The 25,995-nt window shown below is 40.1% G+C and carries 20 protein-coding genes and 2 pseudogenes; 11 read left to right on the top strand and 11 right to left on the bottom strand.

All coding sequences use genetic code 11. The features are described 5' to 3' along the window. Positions 1-236: 236 nt before the first annotated feature. Complete coding sequence (locus tag ADICYQ_RS19890; protein WP_040417220.1) at positions 237-590, top strand: hypothetical protein; 354 nt, start codon at positions 237-239, stop codon at positions 588-590. Between the two features lie 107 nt (positions 591-697). Here ADICYQ_RS19890 and ADICYQ_RS19885 read toward each other — a convergent pair whose 3' ends face one another. Further along, a complete protein-coding gene (locus ADICYQ_RS19885; protein ID WP_020893524.1) occupies positions 698-1,474 on the bottom strand; it encodes an HNH endonuclease in 777 nt (258 codons plus the stop codon). Positions 1,475-1,791: 317 nt separating this feature from the next. On the opposite strand from ADICYQ_RS19885, the pseudogene rnhA reads away from it, so the two are divergent. Together rnhA and ADICYQ_RS19875 are read left to right on the top strand one after the other, a co-directional pair. Beyond that, positions 1,792-2,249 (top strand): annotated as a pseudogene (gene rnhA, locus ADICYQ_RS19880) (ribonuclease HI). Beyond that, on the top strand, positions 2,249-2,977 hold the full coding sequence (locus ADICYQ_RS19875) for a tRNA1(Val) (adenine(37)-N6)-methyltransferase (RefSeq protein ID WP_020893521.1): 729 nt from the start codon (positions 2,249-2,251) through the stop codon (positions 2,975-2,977). The pseudogene rnhA and the gene ADICYQ_RS19875 overlap by 1 nt, the downstream one beginning before the upstream one ends. 14 nt (positions 2,978-2,991) lie before the next feature. Here the strand turns inward: ADICYQ_RS19875 and ADICYQ_RS29030 are convergent, their stop codons facing one another. The 10 genes from ADICYQ_RS29030 to ADICYQ_RS19830 all read right to left on the bottom strand — a co-directional run bounded on the left by ADICYQ_RS29030 (position 2,992) and on the right by ADICYQ_RS19830 (position 17,653). Further along, a complete protein-coding gene (locus ADICYQ_RS29030) occupies positions 2,992-3,558 on the bottom strand; it encodes a S41 family peptidase (protein ID WP_262485382.1) in 567 nt (188 codons plus the stop codon). A gap of 307 nt (positions 3,559-3,865) precedes the next feature. Then, on the bottom strand, positions 3,866-5,203 hold the full coding sequence (locus tag ADICYQ_RS27860; RefSeq protein ID WP_020893518.1) for a peptidase S41: 1,338 nt from the start codon (positions 5,201-5,203) through the stop codon (positions 3,866-3,868). A gap of 416 nt (positions 5,204-5,619) precedes the next feature. Then, the gene (locus ADICYQ_RS19865) at positions 5,620-7,521 is read right to left on the bottom strand and encodes a glycoside hydrolase family 97 protein (RefSeq protein ID WP_020893517.1); all 1,902 of its coding nucleotides are present in this window, start codon (positions 7,519-7,521) and stop codon (positions 5,620-5,622) included. Between the two features lie 84 nt (positions 7,522-7,605). Continuing rightward, entirely contained in the window at positions 7,606-8,508 is a 903-nt protein-coding gene (locus tag ADICYQ_RS19860; RefSeq protein WP_020893516.1) for an NAD-dependent epimerase/dehydratase family protein, read from the bottom strand. Positions 8,509-8,526: 18 nt separating this feature from the next. After that, on the bottom strand, positions 8,527-9,945 hold the full coding sequence (locus tag ADICYQ_RS19855) for an L-serine ammonia-lyase (RefSeq protein WP_040417218.1): 1,419 nt from the start codon (positions 9,943-9,945) through the stop codon (positions 8,527-8,529). A 133-nt stretch (positions 9,946-10,078) separates the two neighbouring features. Continuing rightward, the gene (locus ADICYQ_RS19850) at positions 10,079-10,669 is read right to left on the bottom strand and encodes a transposase (protein ID WP_020893514.1); all 591 of its coding nucleotides are present in this window, start codon (positions 10,667-10,669) and stop codon (positions 10,079-10,081) included. Between the two features lie 22 nt (positions 10,670-10,691). After that, complete coding sequence (locus ADICYQ_RS19845; protein ID WP_020893513.1) at positions 10,692-11,399, bottom strand: DNA alkylation repair protein; 708 nt, start codon at positions 11,397-11,399, stop codon at positions 10,692-10,694. Positions 11,400-11,488: 89 nt separating this feature from the next. Continuing rightward, positions 11,489-12,820, bottom strand: coding sequence for a D-alanyl-D-alanine carboxypeptidase/D-alanyl-D-alanine-endopeptidase (locus tag ADICYQ_RS19840; protein WP_081652401.1), 1,332 nt, complete (start codon positions 12,818-12,820; stop codon positions 11,489-11,491). A 321-nt stretch (positions 12,821-13,141) separates the two neighbouring features. Then, positions 13,142-14,545 carry a SusD/RagB family nutrient-binding outer membrane lipoprotein gene (locus tag ADICYQ_RS19835; protein ID WP_020893510.1) on the bottom strand — a complete coding sequence of 468 codons (1,404 nt, stop codon included), beginning with the start codon at positions 14,543-14,545 and terminating at the stop codon, positions 13,142-13,144. Positions 14,546-14,557: 12 nt separating this feature from the next. Beyond that, entirely contained in the window at positions 14,558-17,653 is a 3,096-nt protein-coding gene (locus ADICYQ_RS19830; RefSeq protein ID WP_020893509.1) for a SusC/RagA family TonB-linked outer membrane protein, read from the bottom strand. A 627-nt stretch (positions 17,654-18,280) separates the two neighbouring features. On the opposite strand from ADICYQ_RS19830, the gene ADICYQ_RS19825 reads away from it, so the two are divergent. The 8 genes and pseudogenes from ADICYQ_RS19825 to ADICYQ_RS19790 form a co-directional block, all read left to right on the top strand. After that, positions 18,281-18,769: a cytidine deaminase gene (locus tag ADICYQ_RS19825; protein WP_020893508.1), complete on the top strand. Its 489-nt coding sequence runs from the start codon at positions 18,281-18,283 to the stop codon at positions 18,767-18,769. A gap of 106 nt (positions 18,770-18,875) precedes the next feature. Continuing rightward, a complete protein-coding gene (locus tag ADICYQ_RS26280; protein ID WP_152520504.1) occupies positions 18,876-19,415 on the top strand; it encodes an alpha/beta hydrolase in 540 nt (179 codons plus the stop codon). Between the two features lie 9 nt (positions 19,416-19,424). After that, positions 19,425-20,681 (top strand): 3-deoxy-D-manno-octulosonic acid transferase, encoded by a 1,257-nt coding sequence (locus ADICYQ_RS19815; RefSeq protein WP_020893505.1) that lies wholly within the window; start codon positions 19,425-19,427, stop codon positions 20,679-20,681. After that, positions 20,666-21,589: a ribosome small subunit-dependent GTPase A gene (gene rsgA / locus ADICYQ_RS19810; protein ID WP_020893504.1), complete on the top strand. Its 924-nt coding sequence runs from the start codon at positions 20,666-20,668 to the stop codon at positions 21,587-21,589. The genes ADICYQ_RS19815 and rsgA overlap by 16 nt, the downstream gene beginning before the upstream one ends. Before the next feature lie 110 nt (positions 21,590-21,699). Beyond that, on the top strand, positions 21,700-22,206 hold the full coding sequence (locus ADICYQ_RS19805) for a phosphoribosyltransferase family protein (protein WP_020893502.1): 507 nt from the start codon (positions 21,700-21,702) through the stop codon (positions 22,204-22,206). A 1-nt stretch (position 22,207) separates the two neighbouring features. Beyond that, positions 22,208-23,030: pseudogene (panB, locus tag ADICYQ_RS19800) on the top strand (3-methyl-2-oxobutanoate hydroxymethyltransferase). Positions 23,031-23,257: 227 nt separating this feature from the next. Next, positions 23,258-25,492: an NADP-dependent isocitrate dehydrogenase gene (locus ADICYQ_RS19795; RefSeq protein ID WP_020893500.1), complete on the top strand. Its 2,235-nt coding sequence runs from the start codon at positions 23,258-23,260 to the stop codon at positions 25,490-25,492. A gap of 107 nt (positions 25,493-25,599) precedes the next feature. Further along, positions 25,600-25,995: helix-turn-helix domain-containing protein (locus tag ADICYQ_RS19790; RefSeq protein ID WP_040417216.1), on the top strand; the 396-nt coding region annotated here is incomplete at its 3' end.

Below are 25,995 nucleotides of genomic sequence, written 5' to 3'. Positions count from 1 at the left end.
AAGAAATGGCGGTTTGATTGGCTTATCGTTTGGCGAAAGTCCTTTCTTCTCCTGCCAAAAAATCACTGGGGTTTTTGCAGTCAACGTTAATAATGGGTTGCTTTTCGCTAACCATCCCTAATGGTAGATGCGTGAAGCTTACTAATATTTAAAAAATATAAATTTGTAATTGTAGCGAATAGTAACTTCGTGTCGTACTGGTTACAAATCAATCTTCCATTTATTCATTCTCATTCATGAAAAAATTTACCTATCTAATTTTGTTCAGTTTATCAATCTGTTTTTCATGTGATATTTTTGATGGTCCTGATAACACCTGCAGTGTAAGTGATCCTATAAATGATTTACCATGGTTGAATACCATACAGCAATCCTATGAATCTGGTGAAATGTCTGAATACAATTATATTGGACAGGGTACCTACAATGGAGAGACGGTATTTTACTTCGCCAGCTGTTGCCCTTTATGTAACTGGGCATTAATAATTCAGGATTGTTCTGGAGATAGGATTGAGGGCAATTATACGCTCGAGGATTTAGAGGATAAAAAGGTGATCTGGAAGTCAGCCGATTCGGAGTGTTTTAATTAACTAGATCGAATAGTTATCTAGTCAATATACTAGACCAATTTTAAGAGTGTCTACCAAATAGCGCTCTCTTCGATGGATGCAATATTGCAATCACACTGTTTGCTTGCTTAGGGAATATTTCCTAAGTTTTCTTTCACATTTTGATATTCAGCCTTCAATTTATCCAACTTACTTTTTTGCTCTAAATATTCCGTATTTAAAATCAGCCCTTTTTTGAGATTACTCAATAATATGGCATTAACGCTGTCAGCATTTTTCACTGTGTTGCAGGTTCTGCAAGAAGATACCAAATTGGATTTCCAGTCATAGCCACCATTGGCTTTGGAATGGATATGATTGAGGTAGAAATCTGGTGCTTTAAGTTCGCATAGGCAGTAGAAGCACTTGTGATTGTCCCTTTTTAAAATCTCATTTCTTTTGCTGCTATCTGTAAGGATATCGTCTTCCGAATCCCCATAAATGCTTTCTTCAATGCTGTCTTCTATTTTAATAAGCTTTTTTATGGCCTTTATTTCTGAGGGCAATTTGACAATGTACTCATTGATTTTTCCTGGTCGGTGTAATTTTTCTACAATACCGAATTTTACCAAATCATTGATTCCCCTTTTCACCACATCCTTTGACATGGGATTACCAAAGTTGGAAAGCATATTTTGACCCAATGCTGATATTTTAAGCTTAATTTTTCTATCTCCGATCGAGTAATAGGCTCTTTTAAAAAAAAGCATGTAGAGGGCAAAAGAACGTACTTTCAGAAATCTCGGCAAGTACTTCGTTGCATAATCAAATTCGGTAAGAAAATCGTGAACTGAAATGGATTCGTATTCAAGTTCTTCAGTTTGCGAAATTATTTCTTCAGCTTTGTTTAAAATGTATTTCTTCATGTTTCAATCATTGCTAATAATTTGTTTCAGCTCACTGTTTGGCCTAATTGTTCTAATTTTTGGGCCTAATTATTTCTTAAAAACGAAATAAATGGGCATTATTCCAAATTATTTCTGGGTAATAATTTTCTTTGGGCTTACAAAGCTTGTGTTGTCAAGGTAAAGGTGCTAAAGCACTTACATAATCGTTATATTAGGGATAAATCATTCTTCTGAGAAGGCTAATTCATGCGCTTATGGAATCCTTTAAAGTCTGCGTTGTCTTTTTGGCCGATTTGAGATATTTACCCTATTTTTGATCCAAATTTGAATTGGACATGATAAAAATATATACCGACGGAGCCAGTAAGGGGAATCCTGGAAATGGAGGTTATGGGGTGATTTTGCTCTATAAGAACATGAGAAAAGAGCTTTCCGAAGGGTTTCGCCTGACCACCAATAACCGGATGGAGTTGCTGGCGGTGATTAGTGGTTTGGAAGCCTTGAAAGTAGAAGGGTTGCCAATTACCATCTATTCGGATAGTAAATACGTCGTTGATTCCGTTCAGAAAGGCTGGATATGGGGTTGGCAAAAGAAGGGATTCAAGGACAAAAAAATGTAGACCTTTGGAAAAGATACATTCCCCTACATACTAAATTCAAGCCTCAATTTCAGTGGGTAAAAGGCCATGCTGGTAACCCCTTAAATGAAAGATGCGATGAATTGGCAGTAACAGCGGCTTTGGGATATAATTTACCTCCTGACCAAGGCTATGAAGCAGAGCAAAAAGCATAATGAGAAGGACGGCAAACACCTATTTTCAGTTCAAGCAGTTTAGAATAGAACAGGACCGATGTGCCATGAAGGTGAGTACCGATGCGGTCGTTCTTGGCTCACTAGCTGTGGCAAAGTCAATTCCTGATACCATTCTGGATATTGGTACGGGTACAGGTGTGCTTGCCTTGATGATGGCTCAAAAGTACCCTTCGGCTAATATTGATGCTGTGGAAATAGACTTGGACGCCTTTGAGCAGGCAACAAAAAATGTTGCTGCCAATAAGCTGGGAACTAACATCACTGTGAAGCATCAAGGCTTTCAGGATTTTGCCACAACTGAAACCCAACAATACGACCTGATCATTACCAATCCCCCTTATTATAGTGGTCAACTGCAAAGCAGCAAACAAAACATCAATTTGGCCAGGCATGAACAGGGCCTCAACTTCACCGATTTGTGGGCGGGCATTGACAGCCTATTAACTGAAGCGGGTGTATTATGGTTAATTCTTCCACCCAATGAGATGGAAACTTTTATCGGCATTGGCGCTGAAAAAGGTTTTTACCCAGTCAGTCAAACCTTTTTGCACGACCGAGAAACCAGTAAAGTCCACCGAGTGATCGTTTCTTTATCCAGAAAAAAGCCTGCGAAAATCGTGGAAAACACATTGCTCATAAAAGATCCCTCCAATGCCTATACTTCGGAATACGTTGATTTGCTCAAAGATTTTATGCTGCATTTTTAATTGCTGTTCCGGGTTTAATTTTCGCTAATAATTTCTATGGCTCTTTCAAGCAATTCGTCCCTACCAGCTTTAATGCCTTCAATGCTTGGTTTTACCTCAATGTCAGGCACAATTCCAATACGTTGTGTTTCTTCTCTATTTGGATAATATACTCCAATACCAGAAATCATTGTTTTAAGTCCACCGGGCAAAAATAATGGAGATACATTTCCATCTGCTCCTGCTGTAGTACTTCCAATAACTGTCGTATTGTCTCCAGCTCGGAAAGCCATGGCAGTATATTCTGCCTGGCTCTGCGAAAACTCATTAGTCAGTACCACCAACTTGCCTTTGTATGTTTTACCCATGCTAGGGATTTCTAAATTTTTTGAAAATGAGAATTCACCAGGGTTATCGATATTCCCTACGGTGAATTTTACAAACGGTGTTGAAGAAGAAACAAAAAAGGAGCCTAGACTAAAAGGTACGAAAGTGGATGGGTAATTGCGAATGTCAATAATTATCCCTTTGGTGTTCGTAAAATCTTTCTTGATATTTTCGATGTCTTCTTGTTTTATGGTAGCCAGCGTAACATAGCCAATGTTATCCTCTAATAAATGATAAGACCTATCTTTGTTTTTTCTAAACCAGGTGAAATAATCAAGACTATCTTTTGGGAATAGTTTAAGAGTTTTAGTTTGTTCTTTAGCACCTTCTGAAATGAAATCAATTTTTACTTCATCATCATTTGAACGTAAAATATCGATTGAAATATTTCTTAATTTTGCTGCGGAGTTGGATGCAGGATAATATTTCGATTTTTCATTTACGATTTCTTCTATAGGTTTTCCATTTATTTTGGTAATAATATCACCAATTTTTAAACCAATAATTTCTTTATGTTCTTCATTATAAAAAATCTGCGACTACTAATTTATTTTCTATAAACCTGAGGTTTATGGGAGGAAAGTTTGACCCTTTCCAAGCATCAATTTTATCTCCTCCTCCCCAAATGTTTGCATGTGTATCCTGAATATCACTTATGAGCTGAAGTGCAGCTAGCTCATATTCCAATTCGTTTTTTGCATCTAAGAAAACGGGAATATATTCTTTAAGCTTTATATTCCAATCCGCATCCATTAAGTGTTTATAAGGGAAAAAATAATTGATCATGTTCCAATACCTGAAAAGAGACAAAAGCCTAAACCCATCGTCAGGATAGGGCATGTTTTCGTAAGAATTTTCATTTATAAAATCCGGGTTACCTACACTTGGAGTTAATTCTATATAATAGTGTTGGCCCTGTGAACGGTTATTGTAAACAGAGAGTAACTTATCTTTTAGCGCTGAATCTTGGTTTTGAATCCAGTTTAGATCTGGCTTGATTAACGCATTTTCATCAGTTTCTTTGCATTCTGTACAGTTTTCTAATGGGTTCAGTGAATCAATCCAGTCGATAATAAGCTTGTTTCTGTCCGCCTCATTTTCAGCCTTGATATAAGTAGTTAAGAATCTAAATAATTCATAGTCCCAATTGTAATTCCCTTTGGCAATTCCAGGATGGTGATATTTAAGAAAGCCCCAAACCCGACCCAATAATTCAAGGTCATCGGTTTTTTCGGCCGTCAATATAGATAAATCCAATAAGGAGCCTTTGTCAAACGCTGTATCAAGTATTGCCTTAGGCTCTTCAATTTCGGCTTCCGTTAACGTTTCAATATTTTCTCCATCGATGGTTAAATTAAAATCATCAAACCAGGCTTCACCTTTTCCGCTAAGAATACCTGCTACATATATAGTCTCTGATTTTTGAGGGTAATTGAGTGTTATGCTGTATTTCTGCCAATCTTTAGTTCCCTCTATTTGCTGGTCATCCATATTGGCAAATGCTAAAATGCCTTCTTTGCCATCGATTCGTAGCAAGAGCCCAGCAAATCCATTTTTGACATTTTTGATTTTCATGTATCCTTCAAGCTTTAATGTTTTTCCGGAATAAATTGCAGGAATCGGATAGGCAATACATCCAAATTTGCCAGAACCAGTAGCGGTGATTTTTACCGCATTTATCCCTGAATAGGCCAGGCTGTCTATAGCTAAATTATAATCGCCCCATTTAAACCACCCGTCTGAAAGGCTGGATTTATCTTTCTGACTTTCAAAGCCAAAATTGAATTTGTCATCATTTTGGGCTTGACAATGAAATGCTGCCACTAAAAAAGGAATACAATAAAGTTTTTCATAGCTCATTTTTTTTAACCTAGCCATTATTGGTACCTAAAGCACAATACGAAATCAGCAATGTTGAAGGCCTAGATATGTTGTAAGTATTTAATTACTACGCGTCTAAAATACAACTATTTTTATAATTGAAATTGTTCAGACGTAAATTTTAGATTTTTTTTAACAGAAGCTGTGAGTGTAAAAAAGGGGAGGATTAGTTAATCCACAAATTGTATTTCTACGCAGATGTAGATTGTGGTTTTTGCGGTCAAGGCATAAACCTAAACCATTGGATTAAATAAATAATGCATCGTGATTTTATCAGCATTGCTGTTTTTTTTCTACAACATTACTGATAAAATCACGGTGTAAATTAGTGGCTTTTCGTTAGTTAAAAATTTCTTCGATTCTGGGTAATAATAAGCCTTTATCTACTCTGTTTTCTATTTTGCCATTTTTATGACCATTGCCATACCCTTGTGTTTTCCCAAGTTGAAATTCATCACATCCTTTGACATTATGGCTCTTGTCTCTAAAGCAACTCTGCTGTGGGTTTTCACTTCTTCATCGTCTGTGAAAATTGTAGCGGTGTATTCTTGATTTGGGTCTAGGAACTCAAATGAGATTTCATTGTCTCTTTCCTTCATCCCATTAAGTGCCCCTACAAACCAGGTTTCTCCACTTTTTCTGGCGACAACCGCATGTTCTCCTGGGTAGCCGGATAGCACTTTAGTGTCATCCCAAACGGTAGGCATTTGGTCGAAAAAAGTCAATTCAGGCACTTCCAATATAAAATTGGTACTGTTACCAGCCCCCTTATGTGCTCCTGGAGAATTTTCCGGACGATCGTACCAATAAAGGAATTGCCATGGGCTGTAAATACAAACTGCCTTGGCCAATTGGGAAGCATGTGAGCCCATTTTACTGTCTACCCGCTCAGCAAAATAGCAATTGGTATGGTCGCCTGCTCCTGCCAGCATACGTGTAAACAAGGTTTTTAAAACGGTGGTATTGTCAGGAGATTCCTCATCCCCACGAATACCCTCCTGTGTCATCAGGTTTGGGTAGGTACGTGAATAACCTGTAGGCCGGTATTCATCGTGGATGTCCACCATCAGCTCATGGTCAGCTGCTTTTCTAACTGCCTCATGCAACCAGCTTGTCCATTCCTGGGGACCAACATTTACAAATCCATATTTAAGGCCTTTTACACCCCATGATTTGGCCATAGGCAGTACTTCATCCAGTTGTTTTTCTAAGGACCTTCTATTGACGTATAAGATTACGCCGATGCCTTTGCTCTCTGCATACTTAATTACTGGAAGAAGATCAAGAGGACCTTTTGAGCGTTTAGGATCCACCGTAATGGTGGTGGCATCTGAGGAATCATCGTATTCATTTCCATACCATCCGGCATCAAACTCAATGTATTGTAGGTTGTGTTTAACAGCAAAATCCACACAGGCCATTCCTCCATCTGTGGTGAGAGTAACTTCACGAATAACTTTTCCGGGTTTTATCCAATCCGGGTTTTTTATGGCGTTTGGGGCATTGAGGCTCAAAATAAGGTAATTGTTCTCCAGTATTTCACCTGCGGTTTTCCCCGCCATGATTGTTCTCCAGGGGCTGGAAAAAGGCCCGTCAAAAACCACTTCACTGTCTAGACTGGCAACGAGGGTTGCTGTTTTGTCTTTGGCCAATGAAAATTTCATTCTTGCAAAATCCACAAGGGCAGCCTCACCAAGTGCCACAAACAAAGAATCGTTCAACTCCGCCAATAGTGGTCGTTCAAATACTTTATCGTTTAATGACGTTAATTTTTGTTTGGTTATTTCTCCTTGTGCCTGCTCGGAAACCCATACTTCTGAATTTGCAGGCAGGGAAAATTCAGTCAGTTCTGCATCAATCGTAACTTGTCCTGAATTTTCAAAGGCATATTTGAAGGCCAATCCTTCATTGTAGGCCCTTATATTTAGTTGGAAGGCAGGTTGCTTTTTGTCGGTCGAACTAAAAGAAACGATTGATTGATGATATTGCTCTGGGTAAAGGTTTCTTTCACCATAAACAGGTTTCCAATCTGTTGCCACTTTACTTTCTTTAATCTCCTTTATTTTAAGATTTTGAGTGCTTATAGTTGTGTCAGAAAGCTCAAAGCCAAGTATAGACTTTCCTACAATCTCTTTATCATCGAAAAAAGCACGATAAAAAAGCTGTGAATCCTCTACCAGCAATTCAAATCTGAACCTTTCATTAGGGCTTGTTACCTGAACATCTTTGGGACTTGAACATGAATTCAATACAAGAACAAAGGCAAAAATTCCAAACAATCTAAAAGTATTTTTCATTGACAGGTTAAGGTTTTTGGGTAAGAATTTCTTCTATAAGGAAATAGAATTAAAGTTTCAATGTAAATTTAAATTTTACAGCAATCAGCTTCCTTTTACATATTTCTGCCAGTTGTGTTCTTCCTTGAACCCTAGCACTTCACGTATTTTTTTATTGGAAAACAAGGCTTCATGTTCTCCCAATTCACGTGTGACAGGCACTCCGGGGAAGAACCTTTCCGCCAATTCTTTGCTAGGAATAATTGCCCCATTGTGGTCGTTTCCAGCATTGAAGACCTGGTATCCAAGTCCATCTTTCTCCAAACAAAGGTCCACAATCTGTCCGAGGTCACGCGCATCGATATAACAGAAGGCGTTTCTGCGACGGACTTCTGGATTTTGGAAATAATGAGGAAACAATTCCGCATATTCGTGGGGTTCAATCACATTGCCAATGCGTAAAGCATAAATATCAATGCCAGATCGCCGCTGAAAGCTGCGCGCGGTTTTTTCATTCACCACCTTTGATAAGCCATAGCTATCCATTGGATCCACATCATAATCTTCCTCCAAAGGCAAGGAATTAGGGTCGGTTGGGCCATCTGAAAAGCAGATGCCATAGGTGGTTTCTGAGGAAGCAATGACAATTTTTTCAATGCCAAGCTTAACCGCCGCTTCAATCACATTGTAGGTGCCCATGGTATTGACCCGAAAGGTCTCATTGTCAGGTTTGATAAGGATCTGTGGTATGGCAGCAAAGTGCACTACTGCATCAAATTTTGGCACACCATTGCCCGGTTCCAGCTCATCCAATGCAGCATAAGAACTCATGGCATTGAACATTTGTCCGGAGTCTGTAATATCAGCGATAAGGTTATCCACACCTGGATAATCCAAAGGCTTCAAGTCAATGTTTACTACCCTGTGTCCCTGGGCGAGAAGGTAGGGGATCACGTGCTTTCCTGCTTTTCCTGATCCACCGGTAAAAAAGATTCGCTTTTTAGTCATGTGTTCTTTCAATTTTAATTAGCATTCCGCAATATTTACTGGGATTTTAGCCAAACCTCCTTCAGATGTTTCTTTGTATTTTGATTTCATATCCAAAGCGGTTTCCCACATTACCTGGATGACATTGTCTAAACTTAGGCGGGCAGCAGAAGAGTCACTGTCCAAAGCCATGTTAGAAGCCGTGATGGCTTTAATGGCACCCATGCTGTTTCGTTCAATACAAGGAATTTGTACCAAGCCGCCAATGGGGTCGCAAGTCATGCCCAAGTGGTGCTCCATGGCTATTTCAGCCGCTTGACACACTTGTTCTTTGGTTCCGCCAAGTGCCTCCGTTAATGCTCCTGCAGCCATAGAACTAGAAACCCCAATCTCCGCCTGACAGCCTCCCATGGCTGCAGAAATAGTGGCCCCTTTTTTATAGAGGGTACCTATCTCTCCAGCAGTCAGGATGAATTTAACAATTTCATCTTCATCAAAATGTGGCGTAAAACAATGGGCGTACATTAATACTGCAGGAATTACGCCTGAGGCGCCATTGGTAGGTGCAGTAATGATTCTACCAAAAGAAGCATTCTCTTCATTTACCGCCAAAGCAAAAACACTTATCCATTTGTTCACCGTGTTAAAATCTTTGGGACCTTTCTTAATGGCCTTGATCCAATCCGCTACACTGCTGAATTTTTGCCCCTGTAAATACTTCTTGTTCAAATCATAAGCCCTTCGCCTTACCTTTAATCCTCCGGGTAGAATGCCAGATTTATTAATGCCTCTAAAAATACAATTTTTTATTTCATTCCAGATGTAAAGGGCTTGTTTTCTGGTGTCAGCCTCACTTTGCCAGGCTGTTTCGTTAAGCATTACAAGCTCTGATATTTTTAGGTTTAATTTATTACAGGCATCCAACAGGTCCTTTTGGGAATGACAGGGGTATTTGGTTATGATTGGATGCTGTGCCACCTGATCAGAAGCTTGTGTGACCACAAAGCCACCACCTACAGAAAAATATTCCCGGGAAATTATAGTACCATCTTTTAAAGTCGCCTCAAACCGCATCCCATTGGGGTGATAATCCAGACTTTTGTTGAACTCAAAAAGGATGTGCTTTTTATAATTAAAATTGATAGAATGGTCCTCTGAAACATTGATCAGGCCACTTTGTTTTATGGTTTCAATTTTCTCATTGATTTTATCCGTATCAATGGTTGTAAAATCCTCATTTGAAAGACCCAATATTACGGCAATATCAGTACCATGACCTAATCCCGTTTTGGCCAATGAACCAAACAAGGATGTGGTAATTTCGGTGACTTCTTTGAGTTGTTTGTTTTTACTCAGGTGACTTAAAAAAGACAGGGCTGCCCGCCAGGGTCCCATGGTATGTGAACTGGATGGTCCAATGCCAATTTTTATAATTTCAAAAATACTTATTGATTCCATGTTGATTTCTGGCCTTACCAATTACAATTAATAATGTCATGTAATTTACGAGTAAGGATCCAATAGGTAATAATCTAATGGGGCTTAAATTGATTTAACGCTCATTGGGTCAAATCAAATTATGAATTTTTGGCTAAACAGAAAATTTATCTTTTTGCCAATTCAATGGATTGGTGGAAATGTAATGTTGTATTCTTTCGAAGGAGGCTGAATTTCGGATGATATGGTCGTGAAATCTGGCCTGCCAGGTAAAATTGGCATTTATTAATCGTGCCTGTTTGGTAACAGCAGATTTGTAGGAACGAATAATCGTTGAAATGCTGCCTGGTTTAGGTGATATTTTTGACATTTGTTCATTTATGGGTCTGGTTGGCGCGGTAGATACGTTGCATTGCAACGTATCTACCGGGGTATATTGGTCACGTTTAATCACCAATATACCATGGGTATGATTGGGCATCACAACGAAATTTCCCAATTCAACAAACGGAAAATGGTTGGGTATCTCCATCCAATATTTTTGGGCGATTTGGCCTAATTCATTCAATTGCATCATAGGGCTCTTGCATTGCAAGGGCCCTATGATAGAGGCATCCACAATTTTCCCAAAAAAATGTTCCCTATTTTTGGTACAGATGGTTATAAAATAGGCACCGTTTTTCCGATAATCATATCCCGGTAAACGAATAGATCCTATGCGGTATTTATTTTGGTATTTGTCCATTTTATTATTGGCAAGTCATTATTCAAACCCTTCCACCCCTATATATTGCCCTTGGATAATCCGACATTCTGATATTGTCTTTCTCTAACTCATTCAATGCATTCTTTGCAATCCATTTGGCTGATGGGCTTTCATTTTCCAGTACTTCTTGGGCTACTAAGATGGCTTTTTTATTGAGGTCGGGGTTTCGTTTTCCAATGTTGCGCAGCGCCCAATTCACAGCTTTTTTGACGTATATTCTTTCATCATTCGCTTCTCGCTTAATGATTGGGAAGAAGGATTCAAAAACCACATTGTCTGACAGTTTATCTGCCATACAGTAGGAAGCAATAATGGTGAATCCTGCTCTTTTTTCAAATTCAGGTTTCCTTTTTGTCCATTCCAGGATCTTTTCTACGGCAAAATCACTTTTAGCAAACAAACCCATAGAAAAGCTATCACAAACCTCCCAATTCTCAAAAGTCTTCACCCATTTTTCCATCAATGTTTCAGTAACATCTCTGGGTTTAAAAATTTTGCTGCATAAAATACGGGCTTCGTAAATGCCACTGTCAAAAAGCCGCAACGCAAGTTCATTATCCTTTCCAATTTCCCTCGCGATACTCTTTAGTTCTGAATGGTATATCCCCAATGAGTTATTGGAAACAATCCCAAATTTCCTCTCCTTAAAAACGACTTTTTCAGGATTCTGAAGCGCATAAAGTCTGTCTATGGTTTCCTCGTAAGTCACTGGTTTCTATATTTTAAAATTTAAATTAGCTGCCAGAATCCTAAATCAGGCAGTAAAATCCCAAAGCATTAATAATTAACCATTAACCATTAATACTTATCATGAATAAAATAAAGCAGTTTTTGCATTTCGGTCTTCTGCACACTGGAGCTGCCGGTGTAGTTGTTAAAGAAGGTGCTGAAGAGCAGTACTTTTCCGCTTTTGGTGAGTAGGAAACCACTGAGGGCGGTGCTCATAGCAAGGGTGCCGGTTTTGGCGTAGATGTATGCGGGCTGGCCGGGGTCTGCAGGGTACCAGTTACGGATAGTGCCAGATTCACCGCCGGCTGGGAAGTAGGCCTTGATTTTTTCCATAGGGATTTCGGTATGTATTTTTTGCAGCAGCTTTATTACCGAGCGAGGAGTAAACATGTTTTGTGGCGAAAGGCCTGAACCATCCACCCATTGGGGTTCGTCGGGAAGGTCTGCCAGCCAGTTCTTTTTTGCATAGGCAATGCCTTCACTGATATTGATAGAATCTAATACCGCATCCGAGACAAGTACCATCAGTTGTTCGGCCAAAAAATTGTCACTTATTTTCATCATTTGAGCATACAATGAATCTGCCTTTACAGTAGGCAATTGTTCATGAGCGCTTTGGGTATAGCCATTGTCTTCAAGGAGCGTGATTTTCTTCCCTACAGCTTCTTGTAGCAGGTTTCTGGTTAAATTCGCTGAGGTAATAAATGGTTTGTCGGTGGCAAAAGTCAGGCTGTCTTTTTCCCTGTTTAAGGCATATTCATAGGTGTTTTTTTTAAAGTCTCTTTGAATATAATAATTGCCGGAATGTTCTTCTACTGCTGGTAACAGGGGCAATAGAACGGATTTTGGATAGGCTTGGGCTTCTTTTGAATCTGCTTTTTTTGAAAACCGCATCACATTTCCATAGATCGGAAGTGGGGATCGCTCGGCAGCAAAATAATAAGGAAACCAGTTCCATGACCAGCCTGGACCATAGCTGGAAAGCTGCTCAAAATTATCTACCAGGTAAAGGTTTTTGGTCTCTTGTCTAAGAAAGTTTACAACTGTGCTGTCTTTAAAGTCTGGATGTAGCAATGAAGGGTCACCATTCCCCCAAAAAATTAAGGAATCACCTTTGTGCGTATAATTCAGACCATTGATATATCCATCGCCCAGGGCTTTATAACTTGTGTAGAAAGTAAATATTTTTGTATTGGAGGCAGGGATAAAGTATTTGGCTTCATTCAATTTTACCAGCGTTTTGTCCTTTGCGGGATCATAGAGCATGAATCCCATGTGTCCTTTTTCAAAGACATCGGAAGTTCGGACCGTCTTGTTGATTTTTTGGACAGTACAGGAAAAGAAAAACAACAAGCACAACCATTTACAATGTTTCATAGGAAGGGTCTCTGAGAAATACATTTTAACCTGGCTTTTAAGCCATAGGAAAAGTAAGATTTTCCGGCCATTTGGGGAAATGATTTTAGAATTTACTGGTTAAAAACCCATTTTGTATGTTGATCAAATAATTTAACTACAGTGTTTAGGTCAGTTGATTTTGTCAGCATTGTTGCAGAAAAAAAGGCGACAATACCACCAAAATCCGTAGTTCATTATACAATTTACCATGGGTGCAGGCGATGGCTAGTACAAATTCCTCGTCCTTTCTGGGCTGGAGGGTTAGTTACCGTTAATTCTAAGAAAAATCCCCTCTTTTTGTCAAAAAGAGGGGATTTCCAAATACTACTCGTTCCACCAAATCCGGTCCAATAGCGTGACGTCAGGCACATTGCTGCCATTCCTACTTACCTCATTGTCTGGATAAGCCAGTCTTCTGATGTACTGTCCGTTTAGATTGCCATTGAGGTTTTCAGGCAAGGTCATGTCTTTGTATCCATAATCAAATCTCCGCGCATCATTCCAGGTTTCGGGATGGAGAAAAAGGGCAACCCATTTTTCTTTCATGATGTCAGCGACCGTAAGGGATGTTGCTCCCATGCTTACCTCCGGATTATTTAGATAAGCCATTTTATCATCCCCACTTACTTCCAGCATGTCCATATGGGCCGTAATTCCTTCAAGGTAGGCAGCATAAGCCCTTTCAGGATCCGATTCTAAAGCTACTTCTGCCTCTATGAATTTCTGTTCAGCATAGGTGGCAATTAATAGTGGAGATTGTTCCGAGGTATAATATTGCCCAGGAATCAAGGTAGACCTTGCACCTTGTTCAGGTGCATTGCCTCTGCCCGCCCCATTGGTGACACCTATGTACTCCCCATCATCCGTGGCTCCAATCATTAATGACAGCCTTGGATCCATTGTGGTATAGGAGGTTCCATCTAATGCTTCTATAAACTGGGTAGAAATCCATCCTCCCAAAAGCAAATTCTCATTGTCAATGGCATCTTGAGCCCAGGGATTGAATCGTTGTTCAAAGAACACCACAGTGGCGTCATCCTCATTGCTCATCATGCCATTGTCAATTGTTGCCAGGATTTCCTGTGCATTGTAGGCATCGGTTCCTTTGGTATGCAACATAAATCTGGCCTTAAGCATATTAGCAAACTTTATCCAGGCGGAAACATCCCCATTAAAGATAAAATCGTCATTGTCCAGAGATACAGCCGTTTCTCCTGTGAGGTTCTGAAGGCCCTGATCTAGTAGGTTAAACACTTCAGAATATAAGGCTCTGTCCACATCATAAACGGGAGTAACAGAAGAAAAATCAAAACCCTCGCTATAAGGAACATCCCCAAATACATCCACTGTCATGCCCAAGTTGAGGGCCATAAGGATCTGCCCAGCCCCCAAATAGTGGCTAGCCTCTTCTTCTTCAGCTTTTTGCATCAAATCCGTAAGGTCCGTCATCACATTGAACAAATCAAACCAAAGGCCACTGTAATTGCTCGCATCCATGATATCTGAAGCGCCCGCTGGATTAGGGGAGGCCAGGTATTGCACATAATGGGAGCTGATACTGCCTATTGCCTGCACATTAAGTGAAGTCTCGTAAGTAGCATTGGTCATAAGCCCTGATATAGGAGCATCCTGTGGATTATTGGGGTTTTCATTGACATCGAGAAAATTCTCACATGAGCTTAACGCTAAAAAAAACATTAAGCCGAGTATAGTATACATCGTTTTCATAATTGCAGTTTTTTAAAGTCCAAGGTTCAGATTAAAGAAAAAGCTCTGTACGCCGGGATAGCCCAGACCTGTTAAACCGATAGCATTGCCTCCCGCTCCAGCAGAAAAGGATTCGGGGTCAAAGCCGTCCCAGGGGGTATACAGGATGATATTATTGGCAGCGATAGAAACCCGTGCTGTTCTAAAAGGAGTTCGCTCCAGCAGATCAGGGTTTAAGTTATACCCAATGGTGATGTTTCTCAACTTGATGAAACTGGCATCACTTACAAAGTTTTCACTGGTCGTCCGGTAATAGTTTCTCCAGTAGCCGGCTCCATATTCTTCTCCGTCAGGTCCTGTTCCCTGGCCAAGCCAAACTTCTTTGGTATTGGTAGATCCATCTGCCAATACGCCCTCAAAGACTCTAAAATCTTCTCTGGCTTCCGTAAATTCATTCTTGCCAAATGCAGACAGGAAGTTCGCATACTGGTTGTATTGTTCCAAACCTGTCCTAAAGTCAATTAAGAAGGAAAGTTCAAAATCTTTGTAGGTGAAATCATTTCGAATACCACCTATCCATTTGGGCACTGCGTTGCCTAAAATCAATTGGGTGCCGGTCCTTACTGGAAAACCATTTGCGCCAATAATTATTGGAAGGCTAGGGTCAAGAAACAAATTGTCAGGATCGGTACCTAACCTTTGGTATGAACTCCCAAAGATATTTCCATAGGCTTCCCCTTCAAGTAACTTCATGGTGACTGTAGAGCCAGAGTAGCCATATTGGGTTCCCACGACAATTTCATCTATTCCTTCTTTGATGGCTTTTATCTCATTGTTATTGATGGATAAATTGGCAGTGATGTTCCATGAAAAATCACTGTTTTCTATAGGGCTTCCACCCAATATAAACTCAAAACCGCTGTTTTGAATTTCGCCAGCATTGGTGATATAGGAGGAATAACCAGTAGCGTCAGACACTGGAACTGGAATGATCTGGTCCTTTGCATTTGATTTGTAATAAGTTACATCAAAGTTTGCCCGGTTATTGAAAAAAGCTGTTTGCAGGCCAAATTCTATTGAATTGGTTTGCTCAGGCTTTAAGAGTGGATCTCCGTAAACCGAATTCCTTGTAAAACCTACCTCCCCATTTAAGGGGAAAATTGAAGGTGATACGTAAGTAGATCCCAGGATATGGGGCTCAGTATCTTTTCCCACTTGTGCCCAGGATGCTCTTAATTTACCAAAAGTCACCCAGGATGGAAGCTGAATGTTCTCACTAAAGGCGTAACCCAGGTTAAAAGAAGAGTAGAAAAAAGAGTTATTGTTTTTGGGTAATGTGGAAGTGATATCATTTCTTCCAGTGATGTTCAGGAAGAGGTAATTTTTATAATCCACCATTAGGTCTCCATAAAAACCTACCAATCTCCTTACAGTTTTGTATTGGCTGGCAAATATCTGGGAAGCCGCATTGAGGTTATAAAAATCAGGAATGACAAAATTCTCACCTCGGGCAGTTACCCTGTCATATTTTCGCTCAAAAATATCATTGCCCAATCTCAGGCTGGTATTTAGGTCTGGACTAAACTGCTTTTTTAAGGTAATGTAAAAGTTTGAGGTAAGGTCCCTGCTATTGATCCTATTTTCCTCCAGATAGCCTGTTGAACTAAGTGGTACTTCTCCGTCTATCCCTTTAGGTCCTGGAGTGATCTCCGTACGCTGATCACTATAAAAATCATTTCCAAGGCGGTAGGAAAAGGCAAGCCATTCCGTAGGCATGTAGTTAAAATTGATGTTTCCAATCACTCTGTTCACATCATCTTCATAGGTGGCAAAACGGGCATCATAGATCGGATTGGTATTGGAATAGGTTCTCATCGTTCCATCCTCATTGATATAGTCCCGAACATCGGTGGTTTCAGACCAGTACATCATTCGCTCCATAAAGCGGTCATGAGGAACCCTATTGCCTCCAGAGTTACTGTAATTCACAGAACCCGAGAAATTAAACTTTTCGGAAACCTTAACACTCCCGGATAATTTGGCGGTGGTTCTGTTCCAGGAAGAAAAAGGAATGATACCTTCCTGCTGCAGGTTACCAAAAGAACCATAGAAAGTTGCCTTTTCATTACCACCGGAAATGCTTAGGTTATTGTCTAGCTGTATGCCGGTATTAAAAACCCGGTTCCAGTTGTCTTCATATTTGTGATCGGCAACTGTTTGCTGCACTTCACTTATAGGAGCTCCCCAGGAAGGCCAGAAACTTGTTGGTTGGTATTCTCCACTAAAGCCCTGACCATATTTGTCCTGTAACTTTGGCAATTGGTTGAGGGTTTCAAATCCTACTGAGCCGTTATAGTTTACCCTGACTTCTCCTGCTTTGCCTTTTTTGGTGGTCACAATAACTGCACCATTGGCAGCCCTTACCCCGTACAGAGCGGTTGCTGCCGCACCTTTTAGCACAGAAATGGAGGCCACATCATTGGGATTAAGATCGGCCATTCTGTTTGATAGGCCCCTTGGTGTACCGGTAGACTCAATGGTAGAGTTATCCACAGGCACACCATCCACTACGAATAATGGTTGGTTGTTAGCTCCGGGATCTAAGGAATTGATTCCCCTGATGATGATCCTTGCTGACTGGCCAGGGGCACCACCTGAGTTGGTCACCTGAACACCTGCCGCTTGTCCTTGGAGGGAATTGACTATGTTGGGTTGCTTTGTCTTGGTGATGGCTTCAGCATCTATATTTTGGGCGGCATAGCCCAATGATTTTTTCTCCTGAGAAATACCAAATGCGGTCACAATAAACTCATCCAGACCTTTTGCTTCTGGCTGCATCAGCACATTTAAGGTCTGTTGGTTGCCAACTGTGACAGACTGCGTGGCAAATCCAATATAGGAAAAAACCAAAACCGTGTTACTTCCCGATACATTGAGGCTAAAATTACCATCAAGATCGGTGACCGTACCTGTTCCGGTACCCTCTGCGACTATACTGACACCTGGGAGACCTTCTTGATCCTCTGCAGACGTCACTTTTCCGTTGACTGTACTTTGCTGGGCGATAAGTGCCCCATTAAATTGCAGAAGTAGCAATGTCAATAAACAATAAGTAAAATTTTTCTTCATAAACTTTAACCAATTAGTTGACGATAAATGAACAATTTAAATACGCTTTAACTTTTAGCCAAAAAGGCCCATAGCAGGTAGGGATAAATAGGGTTTGCCTGATTTTTCTACCCAAAGACATTGTTTTTACTTTTTAACTGATGTTTAGGGTTAATTTGAAATAATGAATTACCATTTAAGTTAGTTATAAAAATTTCAAAAACTCCGTAAAAGCCAAAATAATTACCGAAAAATTAAACCTAAAATAGGTAGTGGGCAATCGATTACGAATGAGATCAACCTATAAAGAGGGAAAGGTTATTGTTGATTTTACGATAGTTGAGTGATGCTAATCTTTAATCGATTCGTTTCTTTTGACATTAAAATATTTATGAGATAGGGCAAGAATCTTTTTTATTTAATTTCTTTATCAATCAATTTTCAAGAAGGTCTATGTAAGTTGATTTTGGCTGTATTGTTGCAGGTAAAAGGTGACAATACGGCTAAAATCAGTGGGCTGATATTCTTATTTACCACAGGTTTTCAGCCTTGGTAGCTGATTATCGTCCATCCATGCTTTTGTTATTTGATTGCACTTCTACAACCTTATACCTAATCTCACTCTTAAGAAAATTGATATATTTGAATATGAAAGAGAATAAAAAAGTCAGCAATATCAATACCATGGAATTGATCCCTGCTGTAAATTTGAATGAAATGCAGGCCAATTTAATTGAGCTGGCTATCAAAGCTAGTGACAATGCCTATGCACCTTATTCAAACTTTCGGGTAGGTGCTGCCGTTATTTTAGCAGATGGACAAACGTTTTGGGCAAATAATCAGGAAAACATCGCTTATCCTGCAGGCATTTGTGCAGAGAGGGTTTTATTGTGTTATACTCATTCCAATTACCCAAAGCTAAAACCACTAACAATAGCCATAGTGGCAAAAAAAGCCAACGATACCGGGATGGCTACAGTTACCCCATGTGGCATGTGTAGACAAACCATAAGTGAATATGAAATGAAATTCGACAGCCCAATAGAGATACTGATGTTGCGCTCTGATGGGAGTGTGCTAAAAGCGGAAGGGATTGACCAGTTGCTTCCTTATAAACTTGAAGATCTAAACGTCTAATGATTCAAAAAGAGCTAAATTTTAAGGCCAGGCATATTTATGCCCTTAGCCATGCCCCCACCGGAAAAGAAAAAGTATTTGGATTGTTTTTCATGGTTATGGGCAATTGGCGGAGTTTTTCCTTAGAAAATTCAATCACCTGTTTCAGGATAACTGCCTTATAGTAGCGCCAGAAGGGCTCAACCATTATTACCATAAAGGATTTTCGGGAAGGGTAGGTGCTAACTGGATGACCAAGCATGAGCGTGAAATAGACATCGCCAACAGTAACAGTTACCTCAATGGGATAATGGAAGAGCTGCTTCCTCAGTTTGACCAGGTTCCTCAGGTCAATGTTTTGGGTTTTTCCCAAGGAGTAGCCACCATGAGTCGATGGGTATGCCAATCCAATATTAATATTGAAAAAGCGGTTTTTTGGGGTGGAGCTCCTGCGCATGATCTGGACCCGACTTTAATGGTTGAAAGGTTGAAAAATAGTCAGGTCATTTTAGCACTGGGGAATGATGATCCTTTTTTGCAATCTGAAATGTATATCCGTCAGCGACATCTCATTTATGAGGCAGGTTTTGTCAATTTCAAAGAGCTTAGCTATAGTGGAGGCCATGATTTAGACCCAGAATTGCTCAAAGAAATATTTTTGATGTAATTTTGCTCTATGAGGATTTTGTATAACCTGGGAATGATTTTGCTCGATTGGCTGATGAAAATTGGCAGTAAACGATCAGACAAGCTCAAACTGGCCGTTAAGGGGCGGGAAAAGACCTTCGAATCGATCAAATCCTTTAGGGAAATACAGTCAGGAAAGTTGGTATGGTTTCATGTGGCTTCCCTTGGAGAATATTTGCAGGCAAAACCTGTTATTGCGGCATTTAAAAAGCAGCATCCCCACTGGGTAGTTGCTGTTTCCTTTTTCAGCCCATCAGGTTATGAGCAGGTCATTAAAAAGAAACAGGAATGGGTAGATTTCATTTGTTATCTGCCCATCGATAGCCCAAAAAATGCCCATCAATTTATTGATTTACTATCGCCAGACATGGCTTTCTTCATTAAATATGATTTGTGGGCCAATCACATCTTTGCTGCCAAAAAAAGAAAAATTCCGCTTTATTTAGTAGCGGCTTCTTTCAGAGCTGAGCAGGTGTATTTTGCCTGGTATGGAGGCTTCTTTAAAAAGCTGCTCGCTTGCTTTGATCATATTTTTGTACAAAATGAGGCATCCCAGGAATTGCTTGAGAGAGCAGGACTTAAAAGTATCAGTTTGACAGGAGATCCTAGATTCGACAATGTATACAAGACCAGTCTTCAACCTAAACTGTTTCCAGAAATAGCGCAAGGCATCACTCAAAAAGTCATGGTATTGGGCAGTGTTTGGCAAGAAGACATGGATAATCTAATTCCATTTATTAATCAATCAAAGAACTTACAATTTATTATTGCTCCCCATGATATTAATGCGGGAGTCATTGAAAATTGGCAGAAGGCCATTACCTTGCCTTCCATAAAATATTCTGAATTTAGCAAAGTAGGGCAACCCACTGCTTGGAATATTTTAATAATTGACAATATCGGCATGCTTTCTTCCCTGTATCAGTTCGCCCAATGGGCATATATTGGAGGGGCCATGGGCAAAGGACTACACAATATTCTGGAGCCTTTGGCTTTTGGAATTCCTGTGTTATTTGGTCCATTAAAGAAGGTTTCGAAATTTCCAGAGGCAGGTATCAGCAATCAAAATGGTTGCGGGTTTACTGTCAAGGATGAAAGGGAAGTTAAAACAGTCATGGAAAAGCTTAGTCAGCCGGCACACTACGAGCAAGCCTGCCAGGCAGCAAAAAACTTGGTGAATGACAATTTGGGAAGTGCTGAAAGGACGATTGAAATCATTATGATAGAAACATGGAAGGAAGAGTGATCAAGACTACGGGATCCTGGTATGAGGTGAAAGTCGGTGACAAAATGATCAAGGCAAGGCTTAGAGGAAAGTTCAAACAGGACAATCTTAAATTAACCAATCCTATTGCCGTGGGAGATTATGTCGTTTTGGAAAAGGAAAATAACCAGGAAACAGCAGTTATTAATACGATTGTTCCCAGGGAAAATTATATCATCAGAAAATCTACCCGTAAAAAACACTTTTCCCATATTCTGGCCGCCAATGTGGACCAGGCCTACCTTATGGTAACTGTTCGAGACCCCAGAACTTCTTTGGGTTTTATCGATCGGTTTTTGGTAAGTACGGAAAGTTTTCGGATTCCCTGCACCCTTCTTGTCAATAAAGTAGAAACCTTGACAAAGCAAAAGGACTTGGATTTCTTAGAAGAGCTTCACGACATTTATGGTCCTTTGGGCTATCCAATTATAGAACTATCAGCCTTACATGATGAGGACCTAATGGAAAAATTTGAACCAGGACTAGCAGGGAAAACGACTTTGATGGCGGGGCATTCTGGTGTAGGGAAATCCACCTTACTCAATAGATTAGTACCGCAAGCATCTCAGTTTACCCAAGAGGTTTCAAAGTTTTCTTCAAAAGGAGTGCACACCACCACTTTTGCAGAAATGTTTCCTTTTGGAGACTCTGGCTATTTTATTGATACGCCAGGAATCAAAGAATTTGGGATTTTGGACGTTGATGACCAAGAGCTTTCACACTATTTTGTTGAATTGAGAAAATACCTTGGTCAATGCAAATACAACAATTGTAAACATATAAATGAACCCGGATGTAAAGTTCTGGAGGTATTGGAACAAGGTTATATTCACCCTTACCGGTATGAGAATTACCTGAAAATAATGAATGAGGAAGATAGCCACCGCTAAAAAGAGTGAGCCAAAAGGTCCCGGAATGCAGCAAAGTAATATTTTGACCAATACTTTGAAAGCAGGGGCAATTCGGTTAATTTCATTAAAATTTTGACAAAGGCACAGAAATGACGCAAAAAGCAAAAATATTGGTTTTGAACCACCATCAAATCCAACAAAAGATAACACGAATAGCATTTGAGATTTATGAAAGAAATGCTGGTGAAAAGCAACTAACCATTGTTGGATTAACCGGTATGGGATATGTATTCGCGGAATTGATGGTAACCAAATTAAAAGAAATCGCTTCTTTTGATGTACAATTGATCAAAGTGGAACTGGATAAGTCAAATCCTAAAATAGAAGAAATTATCCTTTCAGAACATGAACCACTAGAGGGTAAGTCCATAATTTTGGTAGACGATGTTTTGAATACAGGTAGAACCCTGGCCTTTGCAATGGTTCCATTTTTAGAACTGAAGGTAAAGAAAATGGAAGTATTGGTTTTTGTCAACAGGAGCCATAAACTTTTCCCCGTAGCCGCGGATTACACTGGCTATGAACTGGCAACTACCCTTAGCGAGCACATTACCGTAAACTTAGATCCCAACGCGTCCACCGTTCACCTACACTGATATGTCTGTACACCAATCTACCCACCTGAAAAGAATTACAACACACATTCTTCAGGAAATGAAAAAGCGGAAAGAGAAGATTTCCATGCTTACTGCGTATGATTTCTCTATGGCTGGCATAGTAGACGCAGCAGGAATAGACATGATACTGGTAGGGGACTCGGCCTCCAATGTAATGGCCGGTCATGAAACAACTTTGCCTATCACCCTGGACCAGATGATATACCATGCCACCTCGGTGGTAAGAGCAGTGGAGAGAGCATTGGTAGTAGTGGATATTCCATTCGGTTCTTACCAGGGGAATAGCTCCGAGGCGCTAAGGTCTGCCATTCGGATTATGAAAGAATCTGGCGCACATGCGGTAAAAGTGGAGGGCGGAGCAGAGATTAAAGAATCTGTTATTCGGATATTAAGTGCCGGTGTACCTGTGATGGGTCACCTGGGACTAACGCCTCAGTCTATTTACAAGTTTGGCACCTATACCGTAAGGGCTAAAGAAAAAGAGGAAGCCAAGAAGTTATTAGAGGACGCAAAAATCCTGGAGGAATGTGGCTGTTTTGCCCTAGTATTAGAGAAAATTCCTGCCTCCCTGGCAAAAGAAGTATCTGCTGCGGTAAGTATACCCGTAATAGGTATAGGTGCTGGACCAGATGTGGATGGACAAGTATTGGTACTTCATGACATGCTTGGTATCACCCAGGAATTTCAACCCAGGTTTTTTGAGGCAGTATGCAGACATCAGAAACACCATGCTTAAGGCAGTTGGGGATTATATAAAGGATGTTAAATCGGAGGATTTTCCCAACCAGGAAGAAAGTTATTAGGTGTTTGTTTATCCGCTAAGAAACTGCGGCAGGGTAGCTTTAATTTTTGATGGCGGTAAGGTTACCATTGGTACCTGATTTTACCACCTTATGTATGCTATCCTCCTTAGGGTTATTATTTGTCCTTATCTCGGGCTCTGGTCTTCCGATAAAGATATTTTTCGTAATTTAGCTCATAATTTTAAATTGGAATTCATTTTTAATACAATCAGAAAACAGAAATACATATGAGTGACAAAACCCCCAAAATTCTTTATACCCTTACCGATGAAGCACCGGCATTGGCTACTTATTCTTTATTGCCAATAATAAAAGCATTTACTGATTCGGCTGGGGTGTCTGTGGAAACAAGAGATATTTCCCTTTCAGGTAGAATCCTTGCAACATTTCCTGAGTTTTTGAAAGAAAGCCAGAGGGTTATGGATGCGCTTTCCGAATTGGGAGAGATCGCCAAAACACCAGAGGCAAACATCGTAAAGTTACCCAACGTCAGTGCCTCTATTCCACAGCTAAAGGCTGCTATTAAGGAATTGCAAGCTAAGGGTTATGGATTGCCAGATTATCCGGACGATCCTAAAAACGAACAAGAGAAAAATATCCAAGTAAAATACGATAAAATTAAAGGTTCTGCAGTAAACCCAGTTTTAAGGGAAGGTAATTCAGATAGAAGAGCCCCGCAGGCCGTTAAGCAATTTGCCAGAAACAATCCTCATAGCATGGGCAAGTGGAGCAAAGACTCTAAGTCTCATGTGTCAAGTATGACTGAAGGTGATTTTTATGGTAGCGAAAAATCAGTTACGCTTCCTGCAGAAACGAGCATCAGTATCGTTTTGCATGGAGAAGATGGCAAGCAAACAACACTAAAAGAAAGTCTTCCTTTACTTAAAGGTGAGATCATTGATGCTGCTGTTTTAAGTGTTTCAGCCTTGAGAAAATTTCTTAAGGAACAAATTGCTGCATCTAAAAAAGAAGGTGTATTGTTCTCCTTGCATTTGAAAGCCACTATGATGAAGGTTTCTGACCCTATCATTTTTGGACATGCAGTGACCGTTTTCTTTGCACCTGTATTTGAAAAACATGCGGCAGCGCTTAAAGAAGCTGGAGTAGATGTGAACAATGGATTTGGTGATCTTATCGCTGCTTTGGATAAAATGCCAGCAGATACGCGCAAAGCGATAGAAGCTGACATCGATGCCGTTTATGCAGACAGCCCTGATTTGGCAATGGTTAACTCTGACAAAGGGATTACCAACCTTCATGTACCAAGTGATGTAATTATTGATGCTTCCATGCCTGCTATGATCAGAAGTAGCGGACAAATGTGGAACAAAAACAATAAGTTACAGGATACCAATGCTGTCATCCCTGATAGAGCTTATGCAGGCGTTTACCAGGAAACCATCGATTTCTGTAAGAAAAATGGTGCTTTCGATCCTACCACTATGGGCTCAGTTCCTAATGTTGGGTTAATGGCTCAGAAAGCAGAAGAGTATGGTTCTCATGACAAGACTTTTGAAATTCCTTCAGCTGGAACAGTAAAAGTAACTGATGCTTCTGGCGCGGTTATCTTAGAAAATGTCGTTGAAAAAGGTGATATATGGAGAATGTGTCAGGTAAAAGATGCACCTATTCAGGATTGGGTAAAACTTGCGGTTAACAGAGCCAGAGCAACAGGTGTTCCTACTGTATTTTGGTTAGACAAGAACAGGTCTCATGATGCTGCACTCATTACCAAAGTAGAAACATACCTAAAAGATCACGATACTAGTGGATTAGAAATTTCTATCATGTCACCAGAGGAAGCTACAAGGTTCTCTTTGGAGCGTATAAAAGATGGAAAAGACACTATCTCAGTTACTGGTAACGTATTAAGAGATTACCTTACAGATTTATTCCCAATTTTGGAATTAGGCACAAGTGCAAAAATGCTTTCTGTAGTACCATTGATGAATGGTGGAGGTTTATTCGAAACTGGTGCAGGTGGATCAGCACCTAAGCACGTACAGCAATTTGTTGAGGAAGGTCACCTTCGTTGGGATTCTTTGGGTGAGTTTTTAGCACTTGCCGTTTCTTTGGATCATTTGGGAGAAACCTTTAACAATGATAGGGCAAAAGTGTTGGGTAAAACCCTTGACCAGGCTACAGGCAAGTTCCTGGAAACAGGCAAGTCTCCGTCCAGAAAAGTAAATGAACTGGACAATAGAGGAAGCCATTTTTATCTAGCCATGTATTGGGCAGAAGCTTTGGCCAACCAGGATGAAGATGCAGCATTGAAAACCATTTTCACACCTGTGGCTAAAACCATGGAAGACAATGAACAAAAAATTGTTGATGAATTGAATGGTGCTCAAGGAAGTCCAGTAGACATTGGTGGGTATTACCAACCAGATGTAGACAAAACAGCTGCTGCAATGCGACCAAGCAAGACGTTAAATGATATCTTAAAAACCATCGTGGCTTAGTAGCCATAGTTTTATCTACATAAAAAAAGCCGGAAGAAATTTTCTTCCGGCTTTTTATTTCCTTTGACTGTCCCGTCCTGAAATAGCGTTACACAAAAAGTAAAGCTATGAAAGAAGACCAAGAGAGTAAGTATGTTAAGCGGACCCAACGCGATTACAGTTATGCTTTTAAAATGTCAGTAATATCTGAGATAGAATGTGGGGAATTGGGAATTAAAGCCGCCGCTCGCAAGTATGGTATACAGTCACATTCTACAGTTACCAACTGGTTAAGAAAATATGGTAACTTTGATTGGATTAACAAATCCACTATAAAGATGCCTAAAACTAAGGATCAGAAACTGTTAGAACTCGAGCAGAAAGTCCTTCTATTAGAAAAGCAGAAGAAGGAGCTTGAAAGGCAGGTCCATACAGCAGACAAGAAAGCCATCTTCTTTGATATGATGATTGATATTGCTGAAGAAGAATTTAAAATTCCTATCAGAAAAAAGTCTTTACCCGAA

This window comes from Cyclobacterium qasimii M12-11B (assembly GCF_000427295.1).
Lineage (GTDB): Bacteria > Bacteroidota > Bacteroidia > Cytophagales > Cyclobacteriaceae > Cyclobacterium > Cyclobacterium qasimii.
This window is presented reverse-complemented; position numbering and strand designations above follow the sequence as displayed.